Origin of the sequence: Mycobacterium sp. (assembly GCF_035274705.1) — a bacterium.
Classification (GTDB): domain Bacteria; phylum Actinomycetota; class Actinomycetes; order Mycobacteriales; family Mycobacteriaceae; genus Mycobacterium.
The window spans coordinates 1-17,807 of record NZ_DATENY010000112.1 but is presented as its reverse complement, the minus strand read 5'-3'; the positions used below and the strand labels follow the sequence as shown (position 1 = coordinate 17,807).

The 17,807-nt window shown below is 65.2% G+C and carries 17 protein-coding genes; 11 read left to right on the top strand and 6 right to left on the bottom strand.

Translation table 11 applies throughout. The features are described 5' to 3' along the window. Nucleotides 1-47: 47 nt before the first annotated feature. The gene (locus VJV41_RS23605; RefSeq protein ID WP_325337811.1) at nt 48-1,388 is read right to left on the bottom strand and encodes a HAMP domain-containing sensor histidine kinase; all 1,341 of its coding nucleotides are present in this window, start codon (nt 1,386-1,388) and stop codon (nt 48-50) included. Nucleotides 1,389-1,392: 4 nt separating this feature from the next. Continuing rightward, nucleotides 1,393-2,094 carry a two-component system response regulator PrrA gene (gene prrA / locus VJV41_RS23600; protein ID WP_325337809.1) on the bottom strand — a complete coding sequence of 234 codons (702 nt, stop codon included), beginning with the start codon at nt 2,092-2,094 and terminating at the stop codon, nt 1,393-1,395. Between the two features lie 159 nt (nt 2,095-2,253). Between prrA and VJV41_RS23595 the strand changes: the two genes are divergently transcribed. The 5 genes from VJV41_RS23595 (at nt 2,254) to VJV41_RS23575 (ending at nt 8,292) form a co-directional block, all read left to right on the top strand. Next, nucleotides 2,254-3,243 carry a phospholipase D-like domain-containing protein gene (locus VJV41_RS23595; protein WP_325337807.1) on the top strand — a complete coding sequence of 330 codons (990 nt, stop codon included), beginning with the start codon at nt 2,254-2,256 and terminating at the stop codon, nt 3,241-3,243. Further along, nucleotides 3,236-3,823, top strand: a complete 588-nt coding sequence (locus tag VJV41_RS23590; RefSeq protein ID WP_325337805.1) for a chromate transporter — start codon at nt 3,236-3,238, stop codon at nt 3,821-3,823. The genes VJV41_RS23595 and VJV41_RS23590 overlap by 8 nt, the downstream gene beginning before the upstream one ends. After that, the gene (locus VJV41_RS23585) at nt 3,820-4,365 is read left to right on the top strand and encodes a chromate transporter (protein WP_325337803.1); all 546 of its coding nucleotides are present in this window, start codon (nt 3,820-3,822) and stop codon (nt 4,363-4,365) included. The genes VJV41_RS23590 and VJV41_RS23585 overlap by 4 nt, the downstream gene beginning before the upstream one ends. Nucleotides 4,366-4,483: 118 nt before the next feature. Then, entirely contained in the window at nt 4,484-6,454 is a 1,971-nt protein-coding gene (locus VJV41_RS23580; protein WP_325337801.1) for an ABC transporter ATP-binding protein, read from the top strand. Next, nucleotides 6,451-8,292 (top strand): ABC transporter ATP-binding protein, encoded by a 1,842-nt coding sequence (locus VJV41_RS23575; protein ID WP_325337800.1) that lies wholly within the window; start codon nt 6,451-6,453, stop codon nt 8,290-8,292. The genes VJV41_RS23580 and VJV41_RS23575 overlap by 4 nt, the downstream gene beginning before the upstream one ends. A 209-nt stretch (nt 8,293-8,501) precedes the next feature. On the opposite strand, the gene VJV41_RS23570 is transcribed toward VJV41_RS23575, so the two are convergent. From VJV41_RS23570 to VJV41_RS23560, 3 genes are all read right to left on the bottom strand, one after another. Further along, nucleotides 8,502-9,605, bottom strand: coding sequence for an epoxide hydrolase family protein (locus VJV41_RS23570; RefSeq protein WP_325337798.1), 1,104 nt, complete (start codon nt 9,603-9,605; stop codon nt 8,502-8,504). A gap of 12 nt (nt 9,606-9,617) precedes the next feature. Continuing rightward, nucleotides 9,618-10,241 (bottom strand): hypothetical protein, encoded by a 624-nt coding sequence (locus VJV41_RS23565; RefSeq protein ID WP_325337796.1) that lies wholly within the window; start codon nt 10,239-10,241, stop codon nt 9,618-9,620. Between the two features lie 112 nt (nt 10,242-10,353). After that, a complete protein-coding gene (locus tag VJV41_RS23560; protein WP_325337794.1) occupies nt 10,354-11,199 on the bottom strand; it encodes a helix-turn-helix transcriptional regulator in 846 nt (281 codons plus the stop codon). 60 nt (nt 11,200-11,259) lie between these two features. On the opposite strand from VJV41_RS23560, the gene VJV41_RS23555 reads away from it, so the two are divergent. From VJV41_RS23555 to VJV41_RS23545, 3 genes are all read left to right on the top strand, one after another. Continuing rightward, nucleotides 11,260-12,951, top strand: coding sequence for an AMP-binding protein (locus tag VJV41_RS23555; RefSeq protein ID WP_325337792.1), 1,692 nt, complete (start codon nt 11,260-11,262; stop codon nt 12,949-12,951). A gap of 3 nt (nt 12,952-12,954) precedes the next feature. Beyond that, entirely contained in the window at nt 12,955-14,583 is a 1,629-nt protein-coding gene (locus VJV41_RS23550) for an AMP-binding protein (protein WP_325337790.1), read from the top strand. Between the two features lie 105 nt (nt 14,584-14,688). Next, complete coding sequence (locus tag VJV41_RS23545; protein ID WP_325337788.1) at nt 14,689-15,093, top strand: hypothetical protein; 405 nt, start codon at nt 14,689-14,691, stop codon at nt 15,091-15,093. Here the strand turns inward: VJV41_RS23545 and VJV41_RS23540 are convergent. Beyond that, nucleotides 15,071-16,195, bottom strand: coding sequence for an FAD-dependent oxidoreductase (locus tag VJV41_RS23540; RefSeq protein WP_325337786.1), 1,125 nt, complete (start codon nt 16,193-16,195; stop codon nt 15,071-15,073). The two genes, VJV41_RS23545 and VJV41_RS23540, sit on opposite strands and share 23 nt — an antisense overlap. A gap of 98 nt (nt 16,196-16,293) precedes the next feature. Here VJV41_RS23540 and VJV41_RS23535 point away from each other — a divergent pair, with 98 nt between their 5' ends. The 3 genes from VJV41_RS23535 to VJV41_RS23525 are packed head-to-tail and all read left to right on the top strand — an operon-like array spanning nt 16,294 to nt 17,547. Beyond that, nucleotides 16,294-16,836 (top strand): TetR/AcrR family transcriptional regulator, encoded by a 543-nt coding sequence (locus VJV41_RS23535; RefSeq protein WP_325337784.1) that lies wholly within the window; start codon nt 16,294-16,296, stop codon nt 16,834-16,836. A 9-nt stretch (nt 16,837-16,845) separates the two neighbouring features. Then, entirely contained in the window at nt 16,846-17,295 is a 450-nt protein-coding gene (locus VJV41_RS23530) for a hypothetical protein (RefSeq protein WP_325337782.1), read from the top strand. A 3-nt stretch (nt 17,296-17,298) separates the two neighbouring features. Further along, nucleotides 17,299-17,547 (top strand): hypothetical protein, encoded by a 249-nt coding sequence (locus tag VJV41_RS23525; RefSeq protein ID WP_325337780.1) that lies wholly within the window; start codon nt 17,299-17,301, stop codon nt 17,545-17,547. Nucleotides 17,548-17,807 lie beyond the last annotated feature (260 nt).

The window sequence follows — 17,807 nt, the reverse complement described above, 5'->3', positions numbered from 1 at the left end:
GCCTGTTTTTGCGCGAAATAGGGCACTTTTGCGTCTGCTCGCGGACACTAGCGCGGGCCGGGCAGCTGCAGCAGCAGCCGTGCGCCGCCCAGCGGGCTGTCTTTCAAAGTGGCCGTGCCGCCGTGCAATTCGGCTTGCTGGGCGACCAGCGCCAGGCCAAGCCCCGAGCCGGAGTGCGACGCCGTCGACCCGCGGGAGAATCGGTCGAACACCAGCTTGCGCTCCTCTTCGGGTACACCGACGCCGTTGTCGTCGACCGCGATCTCCACACCCGCTCGTGAGCTGACCGCCGACAGCTGCACCCGCGTCGCCCCGCCGTGCTTGACGGCGTTGGCGATCGCGTTGTCCACCGCCAGCCGCAGCCCCGCCGGCAATCCGACGATGATCATCGTCGGCGCGGGCACCAGTGAGACCTCCAGGTCGGGGTAGACCCGCATCGCATCGTGGGCGGCGCGGTCGAGCAGCTCGGTGATGTCGACCGGTACATGATCGTCGGACGTCGACAGTTCGCCCTGCGCCAGCCGCTCTAGCGCACCCAGGGTCGCTTCGATGCGGGACTGAGTCCTGATGACGTCGTTGACCACCTCTTTGCGCTGCTCCTCGCCCAGATCCAGGGTCGAGAGCACCTCGAGGTTGGTGCGCATCGCGGTCAGCGGCGTACGCAGCTCGTGGGCGGACACCGACGCGAAGTCGCGGGCCGACGTAAGCGCGGCTTTGGTGCGGTCCTGTTCCTTCCAGATGCGCTCCAGCATGCCCTTCATCGCCTCGGCGATCTCGACGGCTTCCGTCGCGCCGCGGATGTCGATATCGGGTGCCTCCGCTCCGGCGTCGATGGACCGGGTCTGCTGCGCCAGTCGCTTGAACGGTCGCACCGCGAATGCCGCGAGCAGCCAGGCGCCGACGGTCGCGGCACCAATTGCCAAGGAGCAGATGATGATCACCCGCCGGTGCAGGTTGTTGGTGTCCGCGATGGTGGCGTCGTAGGTGGCGCCGACGGCCACTCTCATCGGATCGGGGTTGGCCAGCTCGACGGTGCGCACGCGGTAGCGCACCCCGTCGACGTAGGTGTCGGCGTAGCCGGCGGGCAACTCGGGCAGCACCACTTTGGAGTTGGAGGTGACCTTGCCGTCGCGGCGCACCGTGATCACGGCGTCCTGGTCGTTCGGTGACTTGGGAATCTCGCCGAGCCCGCGCGGCAGGAACGGGATCGCGAACCCGGCCGCCTCGTCGAGCCGACGATCGAGCCGCTCTTTGCGGTCGTTGGTGATGCCGATCCACACCACGGCGCCGACGATGCCGACGACGATCGTCGCGGCGATGGCTGTCGCGAATGCCACCCGGGTCCGCAGTGACGGGGTGCGCCGGAAGATCCGCGACAGAAAGCTCATCGGACTATTGCGTCCTTAGCACAAACCCCACGCCGCGAACGGTATGCAAAAGCCGCGGAGCCCCACCGGCCTCCAACTTGCGGCGCAGGTAGCCGATGAACACGTCGACGACGTTGGTGTCGGCGGCGAAGTCATAGCCCCATACGAGTTCGAGCAGCTGCGCGCGCGACAGCACCGCCGTCTTGTGTTCGGCCAGCACGGCGAGAAGGTCGAACTCCCGCTTGGTCAGGTCGACGTCGACGCCGTTGACGCGGGCGCGCCGACCGGGAATGTCCACCTCGAGTGGACCGACGGAGATGGTTTCCGAGGAGAATGTCGCCGTCGAACCGCGCCGGCGCAGCAGTGCCTTGACCCGAGCGACCAGCTCGGCCAGCACGAATGGCTTGACCAGGTAGTCGTCGGCCCCGGCCTCCAGCCCGGCCACCCGGTCGTCGACCGAGCTGCGCGCCGACAGCACACACACCGGCACGTCGTTGTCCATCGCGCGCAGCGCGGTCACCACGCTGACGCCGTCAAGCACCGGCATATTGATGTCCAGCACGATCGCGTCGGGCCGAGTCTCGGTCGCGCTGCGCAGTGCCTCGGCGCCGTCGACGGCCGTTGCGACGTCGAACCCTGACAGCCGCAGTCCGCGTTCGAGCGACGCCAGCACGTCTGGATCGTCGTCGACCACGAGCACCCGGGGAGAAGCGGCACTACTGTCCATGCACGCAATCTTGCCTGATCCGCCGCCGCAGATGTGACAGGCGCGAGACCCGCCCCGCATCGGTACAGCGGCGGTCAGATCCCGGCTGTGTCACGGCGAGTTGAACATTCCCGCGATAGCAAAGCGATGATATTGACGCGGTGCTAGCATCCCGCAATTATGCACCCGTTCTCCACGCGCCTGATTGTCCAGCCCGATGACGGCGTGGAACCGGTCCGCGAATTCATCAATTCAGCCGAAAATTCGCTTTTGATCAAGCAATTCACATTCACCGAACCGAGTCTGATCGCAGCGGTGATCGACCGGCAGAAAGCCGGTGTCGACGTGCGGGTCATGCTCAACCCCGCACGGTCCGGGGGCGATCGAGCGAACGACGAGACATACGAGCAATTCCAGAATGCCGGGATAGCCGTGCAGTGGTCGAATCCGAACTTCTACGTCACACACGAAAAGTCGGTAGTGGTCGACGAGAAAGCCGCACTGGTCGCGACGTTCAATCTCATGGAGAAGTATTTCACACTCACCCGTGACTACGGCATCATCACCGAGAACCCTTATCACGTCGCCCAGATCGTCGATGTATTCAACGCCGACTGGGAGCATCGCGATTGGGTCTGCTCTGCATATGAGGGGCTGCTGTGGAGCAACTCCAATTCGCGCTATCACATGGCGCAATTCATTGACACTGCGACCCAACGAATCGACGTCCAGCACCCCAAGTATGTCGACGCGGTAATTCTCGAGCGGCTGGCGTCAGCCGCCGATCGGGGCGTCAAGGTGCACGTCTTGTGTGGCGGTAAGCACGGGATCAGCGAGTGGGACATTCTTGACACGTTCGCGTCGCTGCGCACGTTAAGGCGTTTCGGGGCCAAGGTGCACAAGCAGAAGAACCTGCGGGTCCATGCCAAGTTGATCATCGTCGACGATGCGCAGGCATTGGTCGGGTCGATGAACATCGATCGCAGTGCGTTCGATCTGCGGCGGGAATTGGGCATCACGATTGACGATGCGGCCGCCGTTGCGCGGCTCAAAGAAGTCTTCACCAGCGACTGGGAACTGTCGCATCAATACGAGGCGCCCGATCCACTCCAAGCGACCCACCACGTCGAGGACGATTTCCCGCACGACCACGACCTCATGCATGAGTGAGATTGACCCACCGCGCGAGGGCGAGTTGGACCCGCCGCGCGAGAAAGTCTCTCTTGTCGAGCTCGCCTGGACGTTCAACCACATCGCGCTGGCCTCGTTCGGCGGCGGCCTGTCGGCGTGGTCGCGGGAGGTGCTCGTCGTCGAGAAGCAATGGATGGGCGAAGAAGAATTTCTGTCCGCGATGACGATGTGCCGGATCTTTCCCGGTGCCAATCAGGTCAACATGGCGGTATTTGCCGGCTCGAAAATGCGGGGCTTGCTCGGCGCGGGCGCCGCACTCTTCGGCTTGTGCCTGCTGCCCGTGATCATCGTCTTGGTGATGGGCTACTTCTACTTCCGCTTCAAGGAGGAGCCCGCGGTCAAGGGCGTCCTCCATGGTGCGTCGGCGGCGGCCGTCGCGCTGACATTGGCCATGGTGATCCAGACGGGCCGCAAGTGTCTGACCGGAGTGGTGCCGGTTCTGTTGTTCCTCACCGCGTTCCTGTTGAACGGCGTGTTGCGCTGGCCGCTGCCATTGGCTCTGCTGCTGGTTGCGCCGCTCAGCCTGGTATGGGCCTGGCCGAGAGACCGTGCGGCGTGAGCACATACCTGTCGCTCGCCGCCCTGTTTGCGACGCTGTCGCTGCTGTCGATCGGCGGCGGAAACGCCGTGCTGCCCGAAATGCACATGCAGGCGGTCAGGAGTCATCACTGGATGACCGATAGTCAATTCGCCGACATATTCTCCATATCCCAGACGGCACCGGGGCCGAGCATCCTGATCGTGACGCTGGTCGGCTACGGCGCCGGGCTTCATGCCGGGGGAGTCCCTGGCGCGATCCTCGGCGGCGTGATCGCGACGGTCGCGATGATCATGCCCGCCGCCTCATTGATGTATGTCGTGACCCTGTTTTGGCAGAAGGCGCAGAAGTCGAAGCTGCGCTACGCCGTCGAAAAGGGGTTCGCGCCGCTGACCGTGGGCCTGATCATGGCGACCTCGCTGGTGATGAGCCGAGCGGCCGATCACGACTGGCGGGCTTACACGCTTACTGCAATCTGCACGGCGATCTTCATCTTCACGAAGACGAATCCGCTGATCGTGGTCGGCGCGGCGGGAGTGCTCGGGTACTTCGGCATCGTCTGACGACCCGCTCGGGAAGCCGTTGACCTCATCCATTGTTGAGGTTTTACGGTGAGCTCATGACCGACTTGCGCCATTTGGCGACGGTTAACCGCTTGCCGGTCATGGGAAGATGGACTAAGTGGTTGAAGCCGTAGATCATGCCTTGCGCTCAGCGCCGGCCATCGCACCGCCACCCAAGCACCGACGCGCCAGCTCGGACCTGTGGCGGATGCTCCCGTACCTGATGCCCTACCGGGTGCGGTGGATCTCGATGGTCCTGGTCGCCATCGTCAGCCTCGTTGCCACCGTGGCGATCCCGCTTATGACCAAGGCTGTCATCGACGGCCCTGTACGGCATCAGGATCAGCGCGGGCTGTGGCTGCTCGGAGCTGCGGCGATGGGGGTTGGAGTCTCCGAGGCGGTGCTGTGGTTCATCCGCCGCTGGCTGGTCGCCCGCGCGACGATGGGCGTCGAAGCCGACATCCGCAAGGACCTCTACGCGCGGCTGCAGATCCTGCCGATGTCGTTTCACGGCCAGTGGCAATCTGGGCAGCTGCTATCGCGAATCATGAACGACCTGAGCACAATTCGCCGGTTCATGTCATTCGGCATGGTGTTCTTGCTGCTGAACGTCCTTCAGATCACCGTGGTGACTGCGATCTTGCTGGCGATGTACTGGCCGCTGGGCGTCGTGGTCGTAGTGTCAATCGTGCCGATCACGCTCACGGTGCTGCACTTCCAGCGGGAGTACACCCGGCTTTCGCGACTCGCGCAGGACCAATCCGGCCATGTGGCAACGCATGTCGAGGAGTCCGCGCTCGGCGTGCGAGTGGTCAAGTCGTTCGGTCGCGAGCAGTACGCCTACGACCGCTTCGACGAGCAGCTCACCAACCTCTACGACACCCAGGTGAGCCGGGTGTCGGTGTCGGCGAAGTTCTGGACACTGCTCGAGGTCATCCCCAACCTCACCCTCATCGTGGTGCTGGGGTTCGGCGCCTACGCTGCCGGCCACGGCTATGTCACCATGGGCACGCTCGTCGCGTTCATCACGATGATGCTGTCGCTGGTGTGGCCGATCGCGTCGCTGGGCTTTTTGCTGTCGATGACGCAGGAGTCCTTCACGGCGGCCAACCGGATCGCCGAAATCTTCGACGCGCCACGCGAAATCACCGACGGTCCACAACACCAGGCACCCCGCGGCGGGCGTCTGGAGCTGGTCGACGTCGGCTTCCGATTCCCCGACGCTGCCGGGTCGAATGTCGATGACCGGGCGGCTCGGGAAGATGACTGGGCGCTGCGCCACGTCAACGCCACCGTCGAACCGGGAGAGACCCTGGCGCTCGTCGGCTGCACGGGCTCGGGGAAGTCGGTGCTGGCCGCGCTGTTGTCGCGGCTGTACGACGTCACCGAGGGCTCGATTCGCATCGACGGTCACGACATTCGCGAGCTGTCGCTACCTGCTCTGCGGAAGGCAGTGGCCACCGCGTTCGAAGACCCGACGCTGTTCTCCATGTCGGTCGCCGAGAACCTGCGGCTGGGCCATCCTGACGCGACGGATGAGCAGCTGGAGCAGGCCATCGAGATCGCCGCGGCGCAGTTCGTGTACGACCTGCCGTTCGGGTTGGACACCCGGATCGGTGAGCAGGGCATGAGCCTGTCCGGCGGGCAGCGGCAACGTCTTTCGTTGGCGCGGGCGATCCTGGCGGCGCCGAAGATCCTTGTGCTCGACGACACGCTGTCGGCGCTCGACGTGCACACCGAGGCGGTCGTCGAGGAGGCGCTGCGCCGGGTGCTGCACTCGGTGACGGGCATCGTGGTCGCGCACCGGGCGTCGACCGTCCTGCTCGCCGACAAGGTGGCCCTGCTGCAGGATGGCACCATCACCCACATCGGCACGCACGCACAGCTTTTGGCCGACGTCCCGCAATACCGCTACCTGCTGGCCGCCGATGACGAACTCGATGACCGCGCCGAGCGCAGCTGCGCATGGCAGGACGACGAGGACCGCAAGCGACTCGATCAGACCTACGAGGAGCAAGAGGCATTGGAAGAGACGCGTGCTGCCTTCAACAAGAATCGATTCGTGACGTCGGAGGCTGAGCGCCGATGACCACCGTTCATGGGCACACCGGTACAGAATGGCGCGGCCGTCTCGACGACGAACAAGACGACAACCTGCCCATCGACGAGAGCCTGCCGCTGCGCCGCGAGGCGCGCGCACTGCTTGGCTCGCTGCTGCGGCCCTACCGGGTGACCGTTGCCTTGCTGGCGATCGTCGTGGTGGTGGAAAACCTTTCACGCCTTTCGGTTCCGCTGCTCATCCAGCGCGGGATCGACCACGGCATTCCGCCGATCCTGTCCGGCGGCTCGGCGCACACGCTGATGGTCGTCGTCGGCGTGCTGTGCGCGGTGGTGGTTATCCAGGCCATCAGCCGGATCTTCTTCCTGCAGCGCTCCGGGCGGATCGGGCAGAAGGTGCTGCTGGAGTTGCGCCGCCGCGTGTTCCAGCATTTCCAGCGGCTGGACATCGCCTTCCACGAGCGCTACACGTCGGGGCGGGTGGTGAGCCGGTCGACCAACGACGTCGAGGCCATCCAGGACATGCTGGAGACCGGTTTCGACAGCCTGATCACCGCGGTTCTCACGCTCGTCGGCACATCGATTCTTCTTGTCACGCTTGATGTTCGGCTGGGCTTGATGTGTCTGGCCGCATTCCCGCTGCTGGTGGCGCTGGTGTGGTGGTTCCGCAACGAGTCCGCCAAGACGTATCGCAGGGTGCGTGAGAGCGCCGCGCTGGTGATCGTCCAGTTCGTCGAGACGATGACGGGCATCAAGGCGGTGCAGGCGTACCGGCGCGAGCCGCGCAACCAGGAGATCTTTGAAGACATCGCCGACCGCTACCGCGAGGACAATGAGCAGACTTTCCGCCTGCTCGCCGTCTTCATGCCCGGCGTGAAGCTGGTCGGCAACATCACCACCGGCGTGGTGCTGCTCTACGGCGGCTACCGGGTGTTGCACGGCCAGATGACCATCGGCACGCTGGCGGCGTTCCTGCTGTACCTGCGGATGTTCTTCGAGCCGATGCAGGAAATCTCCCAGTTCTTCAACACCTTTCAATCCGCGGGTTCGGCGTTGGAAAAGCTGGCCGGCGTGCTTGCCAAGCGTCCTGGCATCAAGGACCCAGCGCATCCGGTCACGCTCGAGAAGGTCCGCGGCGACGTCGCGTTCCACGACGTGCAGTTCTCCTATGTCCCGGGACGCCCAGTGCTGCCGGATCTTTCGTTGACGGTGCCGGCGGGCCAAACCGTCGCGCTGGTCGGCACCACAGGCGCCGGCAAGACCACCATCGCCAAACTCATCGCCCGGTTCTACGACCCGACGACGGGATCGGTCACGCTCGAGGGAATCGACCTACGGGAGCTTGCGCAGAGCGAGCTTCGCCGCCACGTCGTGATGGTCACCCAAGAGAACTTCATGTTCGACGGGACAGTCGCCGACAACATCCGCTTCGGCAGGCCCGATGCCACCGACGAGGAAGTGCGTGCCGCCGCAGTCGCCGTCGGCGCGGACAGGTTCATCGATGCGCTGCCCGACGGCTACAACACCGACGTCGCCAAGCGCGGCGGACGGCTGTCGGCGGGTCAGCGACAGCTGGTCGCATTCGCGCGGGCGTTCCTCGCCGATCCCGCCGTGCTGATCCTCGACGAGGCGACGTCGTCACTGGACATCCCCAGCGAGCGGATGGTGCAGCGGGCGCTGGAGACGGTGCTGTCGGATCGCACTGCACTCGTGATTGCACACCGGCTGTCGACCGTGCAGATCGCCGACCGGGTGCTGGTGCTCGACCACGGCCGAATCGTCGAAGACGGCGCTCCCGAGGAGTTGATCGGCCGCGCAGGCGGACAGTATGCCGCGCTGCACCACGCCTGGGTGGAGTCGCTGGCCTAGCTTGCCGAATCCGATTCACACTGTGTAGAGGGTGCGAAAGTGCGACGAGAGACCTGCGCCGTCAGCTCAGAATCAACGTGCGTACCTTCGTCTGGAGGAGTGAAGACGTCGTCGGCCAGCCGCAGCCAGTCCTGGTCATCGGGTGTCGTCATGGCACCCAGCGTGTTGGAAACCCGCGACGAGCTCACGAGTAGTGCGCTACTCGAAAATCAGCGCACGGTATCGAAGAAGGCCCTCACATCGTCGACGAACAGCTCCGGCTGTTCGAACGCCGCGAAATGCCCCCCGCGCGGCATCGGCGTCCAATGCGTGATGTTGTAGCCGGCTTCGCACCAGCTCCGCGGCGCGCGAAGGATCTCCTTTGGAAAGGCCGCGACGCCGGTGGGCAGCTCGACGCGCTCGCCGCCGGCGAAGACGCGGAAGCTTTCCCAGTACAGCCGCGCCGACGACGCCGCCGACGCGGTCGCCCAGTACACCATCACGTTGTCGAGCAGCTCGTCACGCGTCAGCACGTTCTCGGGGTGGCCGTCGCAGTCCATCCACGACCAGAACTTCTCGACGATCCACGCCAGCTGCCCGACGGGCGAGTCCACCAATCCGTAGCCCAGGGTCTGCGGCCGGGTCGACTGCTGTTTGGCATATCCGTTGTCCCACTTGCGGTAATAGCCGATGCGGGCCAGCGCCTGCTTCTCCTCCTCGGTCGGATTCTCCAGGCTGCCGGTCGGCTGGGCGAGCGGCATGTTCAGGTGGATCCCTGCGCAGCGGCCGCCGTTGCGGCCGATCTGCGTGGTGACCGCGGCGCCCCAGTCGCCGCCTTGCGCGCCATAACGCTCGTAGCCCAGGCGGCCCATCAACGTCTCCCACGCCTCGGCGATCTTCGGGACGCCCCAGCCGATGCCCGACGGCTTGCCGGAGAAGCCGTATCCCGGTAGCGACGGGCACACCACGTGAAATCCCGAGGTAGTCAGCGGCTCGATCACCTTGTGAAACTCGACGATCGATCCCGGCCAGCCATGCGTGATCAGCAGCGGAAACGCATTGTCGTCAGAAGACCGCTGGTGGATGAAATGGATGTCGAGACCGTCGATCTCGGTGGTGAAGTGGTCGAACCTGTTCAACGCGGCTTCGCGTGCGCGCCAGTCGTATTCACCTGCCCAATAGTCGGCCAGCTCGCGGGTGTAGGACAGCGGGATGCCCTGGCTCCAGTCGTCGACGCATTCGGCCTCCGGCCATCGCGTGCGAGCGAGCCGGGCCTGCAGGTCGTCAAGAACGGCGTCGGGAACCGCGATGTGAAACGGGGTGATCCGGGACATGCCTCATTCTGCTCACACCGCTTCCGCCCGATACCACTCGACCAGTTCGCCGTAGCCGCAGGTTTCGGCAAGCGCCAACTCGCCGTCGCGGTCGACGGCTTCCAGATCGTGCATCCACTCGCGTAGGAGGTGAGCTCCGTCGCGGCGCAGGGCCTGCTCGTTGTCAGCGTTGAGCCGCCCCAGGCGGCGGATGTAGCGATCGGCCAGGGTCAGCCGATGGACGCTGGCCACCACGTCGATGGCTTCACCCGCCCACAGCCGCACCACGCGGCGATAGGCGGTGATTTCCTCGGCGGGCAGCCCAGCACGCTGCAGGGCCGACCGGGCATTGGCCAACTCACCAAGCAGAGTGGTGCGGCGTGCCTTCAGCGTCTCGCGCGCCGTGAGCAGGCGCGCCTCATACGAGCTGTGGGCCCCTCCCCTCAGCTGGTCAGTCGCCGCCGGCTGGATGCCGTGGCGCACATCGACGGTGGCCCAACCTCCGAAACTGTCCAGCCACATAGCCAACTCGCCTATCGCCACGTTCAGCTCCGCACGATATTGATCGAGATGTGCGGCGTACTTGTCGTGCGCGTGCGCGATCATCAGCCGCGACGCCTCCGCGACCACGTTGGTCAAGGCGCCGTGAACGGCCACCACGGAGAGGATGTGATCGCGAGGCGAAGGGGTGCTACCCGTTCTCGGTGGAATTGCAGGCATAGGGCTTCATTGCCATATAAGCATGGTCCGGCGGGGACCGCGACAGTCGTTAGGGAATCAGCCGCGACCGGCGGGCCTTACTCACCGCCTCGTGGCGCGTGTGGGTGCCCAATTTGGCCGCCGCGCTGCGCAGATAGCTCTTCACGGTCTCGGGTTTCAGCGATAGACGTTGCGCCGCTTCGGCGTTGGTACAGCCGAGGGCGACCTGAGCGAGGACGTCGAGTTCGCGGGACGTCAGCGGTGCGCACGTCGTCGCGGATTTGCTTGCCCGGACCAGCCGGTCGGCCAGAGTGCGCAGCTGGTCTGCCATCGCGGCGTCGGCGTCGGCGTCGGCGGCAAGGCGCCGCAATTCCGCGTGCACCTCGCGGATCTCTTCGGGGCTTGCCGCAGCGTCGCTGAAATGGGCCATCTGTGCGTCTCGCATGCGCAGCCGCCGGTCGACCTCGTCGCGAATCTGCAGTTCGCGGCTCAGCCGCCGGGCCGAAGCGATCATCAAGTCGGCGGTTCGGTCGCCGATCGGTGCCGCCGACCGGTACGCGCCGTACAGCACCGCCCGCGACTTCTCCGCCACGACGATGGGAACCGCGAGAATCGATCGGATGCCCTCCGCGAGCACGGGCCCGTCGTAGTCATGGGTGATCGTCGCGGCATTGCGATAGTCGGCGACCGAGAGCGGGCGCCGGGCCACGACCGTGGCGCCGCCCAGTCCCGCACTCGGCCGCACAGTCAGGCCGCGCATACTTCCGGTGCGTGCGCCGAAGAACTCGGTGAGCAGCAACGTGTCCTCGTGTACCTCGCCGCCGAACGCGATCGGCAGGCCCGACGCTGTGGCAATGTGGCGCAGCTCGGCCCGCAGCGCGTCCGCGTCACGTGGACGGAGCAGCGAGACGGCCATCGGGCGAACACCCTCTTTCGGGGGTAGCGGACGACTAGTGTGACGTAGATCCTATCGGCCATGGCGAGCAACACCGATCTGTATCGCAGCGCGCGCGACCAGCTGGTCGATCTGATCGGCGTCTATGAGAAGGCGGTCGAGGCGTTCGCCTGGCCGCAGCTCTCGGGTGCGTTCAACTGGGCCACCGACTGGTTTGACGTCATCGCCCGCGGCAATGACCGCACCGCGCTGTGGTTCGTCGAAGAGGGCGGCAGCGAGCAGAAGATCAGCTTCGCGGAGATGGCCGAAGGCTCCGACAAAGTTGCGACGTGGCTAGCAGGGCTGGGTGTCGGCATCGGCGACCGCGTCATCCTGATGCTGGGCAACCAGGTTGAGCTGTGGGAGTCGATGCTCGCGGTCGCCAAGCTCGGCGCGGTGATCATGCCAACGACGGCCGCGCTGGGGCCCACCGATCTCGCTGACCGCATCACCCGGGGTGGTGCGAAGTTCGTCATCGCCAATGCCGAGGACACGCTCAAGTTCACCGGTGTGGACGGCGACTACACACGCATTGTGGTCGGCGATTCCATCGATGGCTGGCACAGCTACTCGAAGGCATCCACGGTCCGCTCGGCGGGTCCATTCACATCGTGCACCGCCGTCGATGATCCGATGCTCGTCTATTTCACCTCCGGCACTACCAGCAAGCCCAAGCTGGTGGAGCACTCCCAGGTCAGCTATCCGGTCGGGCACATGTCCACGATGGCGTGGATTGGCTTGCGGCCCGGCGATGTTCACCTCGCGATCAGCTCGCCCGGCTGGGCCAAGCACGCGTGGAGTTGTTTCTTCGCGCCGTGGATCGCCGAGGCGACGATCTTCGTCTACAACTACAGCCGTTTCGATGCCGTCGCGTTGCTCGGCCAGCTCCGCCGGGCCGGAGTGAACACGTTCTGCGCGCCGCCGACGGTTTGGCGCATGCTCATCCAGTCTGATCTGGGCGCGAAACCCGAAGGGCTGCGCGAGATTCTGGGCGCGGGTGAACCGCTAAACGCCGACGTGATCGCCCAGGTGGAACGCGCGTGGGGGTTGACGATCCGGGACGGCTTCGGTCAGACGGAGACCACGCTGCTGGTCGGCAATACGCCGGGCCAGCCGGTGAAACCCGGTTCGATGGGCAGACCCATGCCGGGTGTGCCGGTCGTTCTTGTCGACCCGGTCGCCGGCGAGCGCGCCGACGAGGGTGAGATCTGCCTTGACCTGAGCGCCGACCCGCTGAACCTGATGACCGGATACCTCGGCGACCCACAGCGCAACGACACGGTGATGGCCGGCGGCTACTACCACACCGGCGACTTCGCGCAGAGGGACGACGACGGCTACATCACGTATGTCGGTCGAACCGATGACGTCTTCAAATCGTCGGACTACAAGGTGTCACCCTTCGAATTGGAGAGTGTGTTGATCGAACATCCCGCGGTCGTCGAGGCCGCCGTTGTGCCACAGCCGGATGACACCCGGCTGTGTGTGCCCAAGGCGTACGTCGCGCTGGCCGACGGGTGGGCCGCCGACGCCGAAACAGCCAGGAAAATTATGGAATACGCGCGTGACCACCTCGCGCCGTACCTGAAGGTGCGGCGGGTCGAGTTCTTCGACCTGCCCAAGACGATTTCAGGCAAGATCCGCCGCGTTGAGCTGCGACGGCGCGAAGACGATGCCCACCAGGCCGGTACGCCGATCCCTACCGAGCACCGCTACGAGGATCTGTTGGGCTGAACGATGAACTCATATGACGCGGGTCCTACCCACACGCCGATCCTCGAGCAGACGATCGGCGAGAACTTCGAGCGGACCGTGAAGGCCGATCCGGACGCCGACGCACTCGTCGATGTCGTTGCCAACCGCCGGTGGACCTACGGCGAACTCAACGCCGACGTCGACGTTGTGGCCCGTGGTCTGATGGCCCTCGGGATCGCCAAGGGCGACCGCGTCGGCATCTGGGCGCCCAACTGCGCCGAATGGACCATCCTGCAGTACGCGACGGCGAAGATCGGCGCCATCCTGGTCAACATCAATCCCGCTTACCGCACACACGAATTGGCGTACGTGCTCAACCAGTCCGGTGTCGAGACCCTCGTCTCGGCCACGGCATTCAAGTCTTCGGACTACCGATGCATGGTCGATGAGGTGCGCCCCGATGCGCCGGCATTGAAGAACGTTGTCTTCCTCGGTACCGACGACTGGGGCGACCTCAAGAGACGCGCGGAAACCGTCACCGATGACGAACTGCGCCGACGCATGGCAGCCCTGTCGAACGCCGAGCCGATCAACATCCAATACACCTCCGGCACAACGGGATTCCCGAAGGGTGCCACCCTGTCGCATCGGAATATCCTCAACAACGGGTTCTTTGTCACCGAGCTGATCAACCTTGGGCCGGGTGACCGTCTGTGTATTCCGGTGCCATTCTACCACTGCTTCGGCATGGTGATGGGCAACCTGGGATGCACCACGCACGGCGCGACGATGGTCATTCCTGGCCCCGGTTTCGATCCCGGCCTGACATTGGCCGCCATCGAATCGGAAAGGTGCACAGCTGTATACGGCGTGCCAACGATGTTCATCGCGATGCTCGGACATTCGGACTTCGCCAGTTGTGACCTGTCGTCGCTGCGCACCGGCATCATGGCGGGATCGGTCTGCCCGGTGGAGGTGATGAAGCGGTGCGTCAACGAGATGAACATGGCCGAGGTCGCGATCGCGTACGGCATGACTGAGACGTCGCCCGTCTCCTGTCAGACGCTGATCGACGACGACCTGGAGCGGCGTACGGCGTCGATAGGCCGGGCGCACCCGCATGTGGAGGTCAAGATCGTCGATCCGGAAACGGGCGACGTCGTCGAACGCGGGCAACCTGGTGAGTTCTGCACGCGTGGCTACTCGGTGATGCTGGGCTACTGGCGCGACGACGACAAGACGCGAGAGGCCGTCGACGCCGACGGCTGGATGCACACGGGCGACCTCGCGGTGATGCGCGAGGACGGCTACTGCAATGTGGTCGGCCGCATCAAGGACCTCGTGATCCGCGGAGGGGAAAACGTCTATCCGCGCGAGGTCGAGGAGTTCCTCTACACCCATCCGGATATCGAAGATGCACAAGTCATCGGCGTACCCGACGAGAGGTACGGCGAAGAGATCTGCGCATGGATCCGGATGAAAGCCGGGCGGGATCCGCTGGATGCCAATGTGATTCGCACGTTCGCGACGGGCAAGCTGGCGCACTACAAGATTCCCCGCTACGTCCATGTCGTCGACGAATTCCCGATGACCGTCACCGGAAAGGTCCGCAAGGTCGAGATGCGCGAGGAGACCGTCAAGCTGCTGGGTCTCGACGCCTCGGGCCAGTAATGGTTCGGGCTGCCGGCGGGGGCCATTGCTGGGAGGATGGAAAAATCTGAGCGGCAGGGATGAGTATTGTCCGTTCGACGAGTCTGTACGTGTGTGAGGAGTGAGATGTCTGCTACGTCTGCCGTCGTCGGACGGCGGGCGTGTGCGGTGCTCGCGGCGGGATCAGCCGGTCTTCATGCCGTGATGTTGGGCCACGCCGCCAACGTCGCGATGGGCGTGCTCATGGTGGGGATGATAATCGCGTGCCTGTACTGCGCTCGTGATCTGTGGCGGCGCGGAACGCCGGGCGTGTGGTGCCTCGTCGCACTGATGAACCTCGCGATGATCGCCGTGCACCTGCCGGCACCGTCGCATCACCACGTCGCCGGAGCGATGGTGATGGCGCAGGGGTCGTCGATCATGGCGCTGGCGACCGCGATCTCGGCCATCGAGGCGACACTCGCGATTGCGGTGCTGTGGTTCCGCACACGCCGGGGCGCGAAATTGATCAGCGGTACACCAGGCCGCTGAGACGCCACGCCAACGAACGGCGTACTGCGGGAACATGTCCCGCCACGGTCATCGCGCCGTTCCGCAACGGTCGGACGGCTCGCGGCAGCGTTGCCAACCGCGTCAGCCGGTCGGTCAGGCTGACGACCTGCTGCGCGATCGGTCGCCGCGATGCGCTGTAGGCATCGAGCGCGGAATCGGACCTGGAGGCCAGCGCGTCGGCCAGAGCGATGGCGTCCTGGATGCCCAGGTTCATGCCCTGGCCGCCGGCGGGGCTGTGTACATGTGCGGCGTCACCGGCCAGCAGCAGCCGGCCCGCCCGATACGTGTCCGCGACGCGGTGGTGAATCCGGAAGCGTGAGCCCCACATCAGCTCGGTGACGACCATCCGGCCGTTGCCGACACGTTCGTCCAGGATCTGCTGGACGAATGGCACCGATGGATGTTCGGGTGCTTCGGCCACGGGCGCGACGATGCGGTGGATGCCGCCGGGCAGGGGAGCCACCACCGTCAGGCCGGCCGTCGCCCAGAACAGGATGACCTCGCCGGTAGGCGCATCGCCGGTCAGCTGGACGTCGGCGAGGGTGAACGACTCCGCGTACTGGCCGCCCTGGAATCCGATGCCGGCCTGCTCGCGCACGGCGCTGCGGATCCCGTCGGCACCGACCGCGTAGTGCGCACGGATCTGCTCGCCATCGTCGAACCCCGCGGTCACCCCGTCGGCGTCCTGGCTTGTCGCGGTCAGCGTCTTGGGCCGAATCACGTTGCCGCCCAATTCGATCAGCCGGTCGAGGAGAATGCGCTCGGTGTCGGCCTGCGGCAGCATCAAGCTGTACGGGTAGGCCGTCGGCAGCACGGAGAAGTCGACGGGGATCAGGGTGCGGGCGCGGTCGCGGATCGTGAATCGCGGGGCCTGCACGCCCTCCTTGACCAGCCGCCGGGCCACGTCGAGGCCTTCGAGCACCTCGAGTGTGCGGGCGTTGATCACGGCGGCGCGCGACGTGTTGGCACCGGCCGGCTGCCGGTCGACCACGGTCGTGGCGATACCGCGGGAGAGCAGCGATGCGGCGAGGGTTAGCCCCGTCGGCCCTGCTCCGACCACGAGGACATCGGTGTCGTACATCTGCGTCTCCTTCCTATTAGATGCCAACACATGTTGGCATTTCCATGCTTGCGCGTCGGCGGGTAAAAGTCAACACGTGTTGGCCTACACTTGTTGGCATGAAGAAGTCCGACCGGACGAAGGCCATCATCCTGGCGGCCGCGCGGGAGCAATTCGCCAAGGCCGGGTTCGAGCGTGCGACGATCCGCGCCATCGCCGCCGACGCCAACATCGACCCATCGATGGTCATGAGGTATTTCGGCAACAAGAACCAGCTGTTCGCCGCCGCGGCCGAGTTCGATCTACAGCTGCCGGATCTGTCCGACGTGGAGCGGAACCAAGTCGGTGTCCGCCTCGTTGCACACTTCCTCGACCGATGGGAACGTGACGAGGCACTCGTCGTGCTGTTGCGCTCGAGCATGACGAATGACGAAGCGGCGCAACGCATGCGGAAGATATTCAGTTTGCAGCTGCGGCCAGTGGTGGCTTCGGTGAATCCCGACGATGCGCCCCGCCGGGCCGGGTTGATCGCCACGCAGGTGCTCGGGCTGGCGCTGTGCCGTTACGTCCTGCGGCTGCCACCGATCGTGGCGATGTCGCGCCAAGACGTGGTGGCTTGGCTGGGGCCGACCGTGCAGCGCTATCTGGACGGCCCGCAATAATCGGCGGTGATGTGGACACCGACTCTCGTCCTGATCGCCATCACGACGCTCGCCGCCTGCGTCACGCTCGGAGGAGGGCTTTACGAGTTCCTCGTCGTCGACCCGTTTTGGCCCAAGCGCCCCGGCATCATCCAGGCCCGCAACGGCGGTGTTTCCCGCGCCCGGTTCTGGGTTCCCGCGCACACGATCTTCGAGGTGCTGCTGGTCGTGACGCTTGCGACGGCGTGGAGCCACGCTGACGTGCGGGTCGCCCTGCTGGTGGCTTTGGTCAGCCACGCGGTGCTGCGGGTCTGGTCACTGGTCGACTTCGTGCCCAAGGCAGTGGCGTTCGAAAAGGCGGACCCCGCCACGGTCGAGGAGGCTGCCGCGGTGCGCTGGACCCGGCGCAGCCTGTTGCGACTGCCGCTCGACTTGATCACATGCGGGGCGATGCTGGTGGCGCTGGCGGGTTATAGCTGACGCATGACGATTTCGACCGACGATGTGCGCCGGCTGTTAGCAGCCGAAAACGCCGACGCTGTCTTGGTGTTGGTGGAGGGTAGGACCGAGGTCATCGGCGTCAGTCAGCTTGCCTCCGGGGAGTATCGCGGCGCGCTGGAGGTCGTCGCTCGCGACGATCTGGCGAAGCGGCTGGGCGACGCGCCGTCGGAGCATGACCTGGCCGAGCAGGCCGCCCTTCTCGACTCGGCAGTCAACGAGCTCGGCGGCTAGGTGTCACTCAATTCACTTGTGTCACTTTGGTTTCACGTGTGGATAGTGGGCGGAATCTGTCGGTGGTTCGAACTAGTGTTCGATGTATGGGTTCGGATCGGGATGCCGTGGTGGCGGCGTACGACGAGCTCGAGGCCGCGGTCGACAAGGTGCTCGGGTTGGCGGTCGACGGTTTGAGTCATACCGAATTGTTGACGCTGTTGAATCGCCGCGAAGTGGTGTCGCGCCGCCATGCTGCTGGTGAACACCGGATCATCAGC

What these genes read in the sequence shown, in the direction of transcription:
- VJV41_RS23605 (WP_325337811.1), bottom strand. Translation starts at nt 1,388, where the DNA reads ATGAGCTTTCTGTCGCGGATCTTCCGGCGCACCCCGTCACTGCGGACC.
- prrA (WP_325337809.1), bottom strand. Translation starts at nt 2,094, where the DNA reads ATGGACAGTAGTGCCGCTTCTCCCCGGGTGCTCGTGGTCGACGACGAT.
- VJV41_RS23595 (WP_325337807.1), top strand. Translation starts at nt 2,254, where the DNA reads ATGCACCCGTTCTCCACGCGCCTGATTGTCCAGCCCGATGACGGCGTG.
- VJV41_RS23590 (WP_325337805.1), top strand. Translation starts at nt 3,236, where the DNA reads ATGAGTGAGATTGACCCACCGCGCGAGGGCGAGTTGGACCCGCCGCGC.
- VJV41_RS23575 (WP_325337800.1), top strand. Translation starts at nt 6,451, where the DNA reads ATGACCACCGTTCATGGGCACACCGGTACAGAATGGCGCGGCCGTCTC.
- VJV41_RS23570 (WP_325337798.1), bottom strand. Translation starts at nt 9,605, where the DNA reads ATGTCCCGGATCACCCCGTTTCACATCGCGGTTCCCGACGCCGTTCTT.
- VJV41_RS23560 (WP_325337794.1), bottom strand. Translation starts at nt 11,199, where the DNA reads ATGGCCGTCTCGCTGCTCCGTCCACGTGACGCGGACGCGCTGCGGGCC.
- VJV41_RS23555 (WP_325337792.1), top strand. Translation starts at nt 11,260, where the DNA reads ATGGCGAGCAACACCGATCTGTATCGCAGCGCGCGCGACCAGCTGGTC.
- VJV41_RS23550 (WP_325337790.1), top strand. Translation starts at nt 12,955, where the DNA reads ATGAACTCATATGACGCGGGTCCTACCCACACGCCGATCCTCGAGCAG.
- VJV41_RS23545 (WP_325337788.1), top strand. Translation starts at nt 14,689, where the DNA reads ATGTCTGCTACGTCTGCCGTCGTCGGACGGCGGGCGTGTGCGGTGCTC.
- VJV41_RS23540 (WP_325337786.1), bottom strand. Translation starts at nt 16,195, where the DNA reads ATGTACGACACCGATGTCCTCGTGGTCGGAGCAGGGCCGACGGGGCTA.
- VJV41_RS23535 (WP_325337784.1), top strand. Translation starts at nt 16,294, where the DNA reads ATGAAGAAGTCCGACCGGACGAAGGCCATCATCCTGGCGGCCGCGCGG.
- VJV41_RS23530 (WP_325337782.1), top strand. Translation starts at nt 16,846, where the DNA reads ATGTGGACACCGACTCTCGTCCTGATCGCCATCACGACGCTCGCCGCC.
- VJV41_RS23525 (WP_325337780.1), top strand. Translation starts at nt 17,299, where the DNA reads ATGACGATTTCGACCGACGATGTGCGCCGGCTGTTAGCAGCCGAAAAC.